The sequence below is a fragment of the Hyphomonas sp. UBA3601 genome (genome assembly GCF_002375605.1).
GTDB lineage: Bacteria > Pseudomonadota > Alphaproteobacteria > Caulobacterales > Hyphomonadaceae > Hyphomonas.
Window position 1 is genome coordinate 13,101 of sequence record NZ_DFME01000036.1, and the last position, 5,721, is coordinate 18,821.

Sequence of the window (5,721 nt, forward strand, 5' to 3'; positions counted from 1 at the left end):
AATCCGGTCTGGACCTTGCGGACAAGTTCGTCGCCATTGGCACGGTACTTGGCGGCCTTGTCATTGAAGCCAGCGAGGTTACGGACGCCCGCTTTTGACATCAGCTCATAGCGGCCTTCCATCTCGCGGACGGTCCACTGCAGGGCGTTCACGGCCTTCTTCGGATCCGTCACAACCGGCGCCAGCAAGTGTGGAATGCCCTCATAGATCGACAGTTCGAGCATTTTCGGATCGATCATGATGAAACGGCACTGTTCCGGCGAGTGACGATAGAGCAGGGACAGGATCATTGCGTTGACGCCGACCGACTTACCCGAACCCGTCGTACCCGCAATCAGCAAGTGAGGCATCTTGGAAAGGTCGACCACGGTTGGCACACCGCCAATGTCTTCGCCGAGCGCCATTGGCAGGCTGGCCCGTGTGCCGACATAGGCTTCGGCCTGAAGCAGCGTGCGCAGGTAAACCGTGTCGCGGTCTTCGTTTGGCAGCTCGATGCCAATCGCATTCTTGCCGGGAACCACCGCGACACGGGCAGAGATCGCGCTCATCGAGCGGGCAATGTCGTCCGCCAGGGAAATCACACGGGAAGATTTGACGCCCGGAGCTGGTTCCATTTCGAACAGTGTAATGACCGGGCCGGGACGCACTTCCTTGATGCGGCCGCGTACACCGAATTCCTTCAGAACATCGGTCAGGCGCGCAGCCTTCTCGAGCAGTGCATCTTCGTCCACCGTATCGCCGCGCTCTTCCGGCATCTGGAGCAAGTCGATCGAGGGCAGGCGCGTGGACTTGCGGCGGCGGTCCGATTTCGTCACACGGGGTTGGCTTGGCAGTTTCGGCTTGGAGACGGGTACGGACAGGCGACGCGTTTGAATCGGCGCGATCCCGTCATCTTCGTCTTCATACAGGTCTTCATCATCAAATGACGTCTCGTCTTCCTCATCATAGACTTCGTCTTCGTCATCATAGTCGACATCATAGGAGTCTGCGTCGACATATTCGTCGTCGCCCTTGATGACGCGTGCGCGTCCCGTATCGCGATCTGCGTCCAGCTCTTCGTCATCCAGATCGCGCGGCTTCGGCTTGAGGAAGGACACAACCGAAACCAAGAACCCACCAATGCCGGTGGCCTGACGTGCGGCATGGCGTCCGGACTTGGTCGCGGCCTGATGAAGAAGGTGTGCGTCGCGGCGTCGGAAACCCAGTGCCGACAGGGCGGCCCAAGCGGAGGCCGCGCCCAGGACGGCGCCCGCCCATGTGTTCGGAGATGGCAGCAGCAGCGCGCGGAACGGCATGGAGGCATAATAGAAGAGCGCATCACCCACGACGCCGCCAAGACCCGCCGACAATGGCCAGCTTTCCGGCACAGGCCAGGCGGCAAAGAAGGCGGCCGACAGTGGAACGAAAGCGAGGCCCGTCATCCAGCGGCGCACGCGCGGCACGCCGATCAGCACGGTGCGCATGGCGCCGCCGATCATCATGGCAAGACCCGCTGCCCAGGCAGACCAGCCAAGCATTTGACGGGACAAGTCCGCGAAGATGGCACCAGGGCCACTGAACAGATTCTGGACTTCTGCATCTGTGGCGGCGTTCCAGCTCGGATCGCTTGGCATGTAGGACCCTACGCTACCACATATGAAGACGCCTATTCCGAATGCCGCTGCCCCTGTGAGAATCCGCCAGACCGGGTCGCTGACGCTCGGGATATCGTCTTCGGTATAAACATAGTCTGTCATGAGGTGGGGCTGCTCCACTTGTGTCGCGGGAGCCCTCACTTTGACCCAATACGCTTAACGCCCGGCAAATGCCGGTAAAACTTCTGCAGGAAGGCTGTTAATCTTTTGGACCTCGCGAAAACGGGCTCAAAACGAGCAAACCGTCGCGATTTGATCTGAATCAGCCAGGCTGATCCCGTATCCGCACGCGTATGTATTCTCCGTAATATAAGGAACCAGAGCCTCCACGGCCTCATTGATTGCGTGAGACCAACACCAAAGGAGAGCTCGATATGAAACGCACACTGATTATCCCCGCAACCATCGCCCTGTTAACGGGTATGGCCGCAACCGCGCAGGAACCTAACACAACCGACATGGACGTTAACGCCTCCGCCGAAATGGAAGAAAGTTCTGATGTTCAAAACATTGACGAGCTGTCGATTGACGAATTGAACGCACTTCAACTGAAGGTTCTGAAAGATCCGGCGGCATCCGACGCCACCAGCGATGTCCTCTTCACTGTCCAATCCGATATGGATGTACCTGAAGAGACTTCTGCTGAATCCGACGACACAATGGTGATGGCACAGGCTGACACGACCACGAACGCGGAAATGGAGGCTGAGCAGACGACCGGTGCCACAGAAACATATGATCCCGCTATTACCAATCCGGAACAGACAGACCCGGCAGGCGACACGAAATCCTATGAGTGGGACGAGACGCAATCTGCTGACGTGACGACTGATGGCTCCGCTGAAGCAAATATGGACGCTTCGGTAACCGCAGAGACTGATATGGAAGTAGAGCCCGAAATCGGTATGGGCGGCCCGGACTATGCGTCAGAGACCGAGGCCATGGCTGATCTCGCCATGAAGGGCACGATTTCCGATATCGCCTCGGAAGATCCTCGCTTCACAACCCTGGTCGCTCTTGTAGAGCAGGCTGGCCTGACCGGTGAACTGGATAGCGACACCAAATACACAGTGTTTGCGCCGACCAATGCGGCTTTTGAAAAGCTCGACCCCGAGCTGGTTTCAAAGCTGAAATCCGGTGAAGCAAATGACAAACTGACCGCAATCCTCAAAGCACACGTGGTCGAAGGCGAAACCCTGAGCAGCGATATCGCCAATGGCGAAATGAATGTCGCTACGCTGGCTGGCTCTGACGTCGCCGTCACGAAGACGGACGACAGCGTGATGATCGACAATGCCACGGTTGTGGCGGCTGATATCCAGGCTTCCAACGGTGTTATCCACGCCGTCGATACAGTGATCATGCCGGATGATGAGTCCTAAGGACTGATCCTGCCCCGCAAAGACCAATAAAAAGCCCCGACAGATTGCTCTGCCGGGGCTTTTCGTTGGGTACTCTTATGAACCTAGTTCGCGAATTCCGGATAGGCTTCGAGGCCGATTTCTGCCTTGTCGAGGCCCATCTCTTCTTCCTCGGCCGTCGGACGCACGCCGATGGTGAGTTTCAGGATGTACCAGACAATCGAAGAGGCGATCATCACGAAGACACCGGTCAGAACCACACCAACCAGCTGGCCAAGATAGCTTGGGTCACCCGCTTCATTCGGCGCGATGGCGTTCGTGTAGGAGAATGGAACGATCATTGTGCCCCAGATGCCGCAAACGAGGTGAGCCGGAATAGCGCCGACCACATCATCGATTTTCAGCTTGTCGAGCAGTGGCACGAAGATCACGACCAGGACGCCGCCCACACCACCGATCAGGACCGAAGCCAGCATGCTTGGTGCAAGCGGTTCTGCCGTGATGGACACGAGGCCACCGATAGCACCGTTGAACACCATGGTCGCGTCGACCTTGCCCTTGTAGAGGATGGCAGTCGTGAACATCGCCGCCATCACGCCGCCCGCTGCTGCGAGGTTTGTGTTCGCAAAGATCTGCGACACGGAGTTGATGTCTGCGGCCGTACCGGCTGCCAGTTGGGACGCACCGTTGAAGCCAAACCAACCGAACCACAGGATGAATGTACCCAGTGCGGCGAGCGGGATGTTGTTGCCCGGCATCGGATTGACCTGCTTGCCGAAATACTTGCCGATGCGAGGCCCGATGATGATGGCACCTGCGAGCGCTGCCCAGCCACCGGTCGAGTGGACCAGCGTAGAACCAGCGAAGTCAGAGAAGCCCCATGCGGAATCGAGGTAGCCTGCACCCCATTCCCAGGACACGACGACCGGATAGATGAAAGCAGTAAGAATTGCGGTGAAGATCAGGAAAGGCCAGAGCTTCACGCGCTCTGCCACTGTACCGGATACGATGGACGCAGCTGTTGCGACAAACACCATCTGGAAGAACCAGTCGGAGGCCGGGGCATAGCCTGCGTCGCTTTCGACGCTCAGATCGCCACCATCCCAAGGTCCGGGTGTGGTGCCGAGCAGGCCGCCAATCGATTCAGCCGGATAGGCCATGTTGTAGCCGACGACCCAGAACATGAGACCGGCAATGGAATAGAGTGCGACGTTCTTGGTGGACTGCATGGCGGCGTTCTTGGAACGCACAAGCCCTGCTTCGAGCATGCAGAAACCTGCTGCCATCAGCATCACGATGATACCGCCGATCAGAAACAGGTAGCTGTTGTCGACATAGGCGCTGGCGCTTCCCGCTACGCCCTCTTCCAGCGCGGCAAGCCGCGCCTCGATGTCGGCATCCTGAGCGTAGGCGGCTGCCCCCGCCAATAGTGCGGCTGGCAGCAGCGCTGCTCCGCGTATGGTATTTTTTAGTAGTTGGCCCATCTGGCCCCTCCTTCGTCACGAGACTGCAGAGCTCGGGACCCCCCGTGCTCTCCCAGAACCGATATGATTGTGAGCTTGAGGGAATGTCGCACCACCATGGGGGCAGACCGGTTTTTCAGGTAAGGCATGGTCAAAGCATGGGCAGTGATGCGGCGAATCGCCTAAATCTCCATCATTGCTGGACGATTGGCAGGAGGGCACTTAGCTAAAGACCATGACCAAAACAGCTGCTCAGTCTGACCGCGTGTATGACCTTGCCATTGTGGGGGCCGGACCGGTCGGCACCACACTGGCCATTCTGGCCGCGCAACGGGGCTTTTCTGTAATACTTGTTGACGCTCGGGACCCGAATGCTCCGGTACGCAAGGACACCCGGACCTTTGCCATCGTACGCGGCAGCTGGCGGCTGCTGGACGCGGCAGGTGTGACCAACGCAATGCGCGGATCAACCGAGCCTTTGAACGGACTGGAAGCGATCGACGGCGGAACCCACTGGTTCGGCGTGCCCGGAGTGCTGTTTGGCAATGACGACCTGCCGGATGATCCCGATGGCCAGCCCCTTGGACAGATGGTTCCGGCCGCTGACCTTCAGGCCGCCTTGGACGATGCCTGCGAGAAGGCGGGTGAAATAGAGTGGGTGCAGGGCAAGCTGTTCGAGTCGATGGAGATCGGTCCCGCGGGTGCCAGCCTGACTCTCTCTGATGGGCGCAAAATCCACGCCCGGCTGGTTGCCGCATGTGACGGGATGAAATCATCCGTGCGAAGCGCCGTCGGGATCCAGACCGAAGGGCATGATTACAATCAGTCCGTCTTCGCCGCCAATGTGAAGCTGGACCGCCCTCATGGAGGCATTGCGCGCCAGCTGTTCACACCGGAAGGACCTTTTGCGACCCTGCCGATGCCGGACAATCGGGCGAATCTTGCCTGGTACATGAAACGCGGCGCGGCCGAAGCCATCGCGGCCATGTCTGTCGAGGACATCAATGCCGAACTGAATGCGCGCTTTGCAGATTTTGCGGGCCCCATGGAGATCGACGGACCGTATTCGGCCTATCCACTCGTCATGCAGCTGGCAACGCGCATGGTTGGCCCGCGTACAGCGCTCGTGGGCGATGCCGCGCACCGGATCAATCCGCTCGCCGGGCAGGGACTGAATCTCGGCTTCAAGGATGTCGGCGCGCTGATTGATGTTATGTGCGACGCTCGCGACGTCGGCCTTGATCCGGGATCGGATGTCAGCCT

General features: G+C 58.9%; 4 protein-coding genes. 2 read left to right on the top strand and 2 right to left on the bottom strand.

All coding sequences use genetic code 11. From position 1 onward, the window contains the following. The coding region (locus tag B4F73_RS04160; RefSeq protein ID WP_290482576.1) for a DNA translocase FtsK 4TM domain-containing protein at window positions 1-1,736 on the bottom strand (1,736 nt) is incomplete at its 3' end. A 272-nt stretch (window positions 1,737-2,008) separates the two neighbouring features. Here B4F73_RS04160 and B4F73_RS04165 point away from each other — a divergent pair. Continuing rightward, window positions 2,009-3,016 (top strand): fasciclin domain-containing protein, encoded by a 1,008-nt coding sequence (locus B4F73_RS04165; protein ID WP_290480277.1) that lies wholly within the window; start codon window positions 2,009-2,011, stop codon window positions 3,014-3,016. Window positions 3,017-3,099: 83 nt separating this feature from the next. Here B4F73_RS04165 and B4F73_RS04170 read toward each other — a convergent pair whose 3' ends face one another. Continuing rightward, window positions 3,100-4,479, bottom strand: a complete 1,380-nt coding sequence (locus B4F73_RS04170) for an ammonium transporter (protein WP_290480276.1) — start codon at window positions 4,477-4,479, stop codon at window positions 3,100-3,102. Window positions 4,480-4,693: 214 nt separating this feature from the next. Here B4F73_RS04170 and B4F73_RS04175 point away from each other — a divergent pair. After that, on the top strand, window positions 4,694-5,721 hold a 1,028-nt coding region (locus B4F73_RS04175; RefSeq protein WP_290482577.1), incomplete at its 3' end, for an FAD-dependent monooxygenase.

What these genes read in the sequence shown, in the direction of transcription:
- B4F73_RS04170 (WP_290480276.1), bottom strand. Translation starts at nt 4,479, where the DNA reads ATGGGCCAACTACTAAAAAATACCATACGCGGAGCAGCGCTGCTGCCA.
- B4F73_RS04165 (WP_290480277.1), top strand. Translation starts at nt 2,009, where the DNA reads ATGAAACGCACACTGATTATCCCCGCAACCATCGCCCTGTTAACGGGT.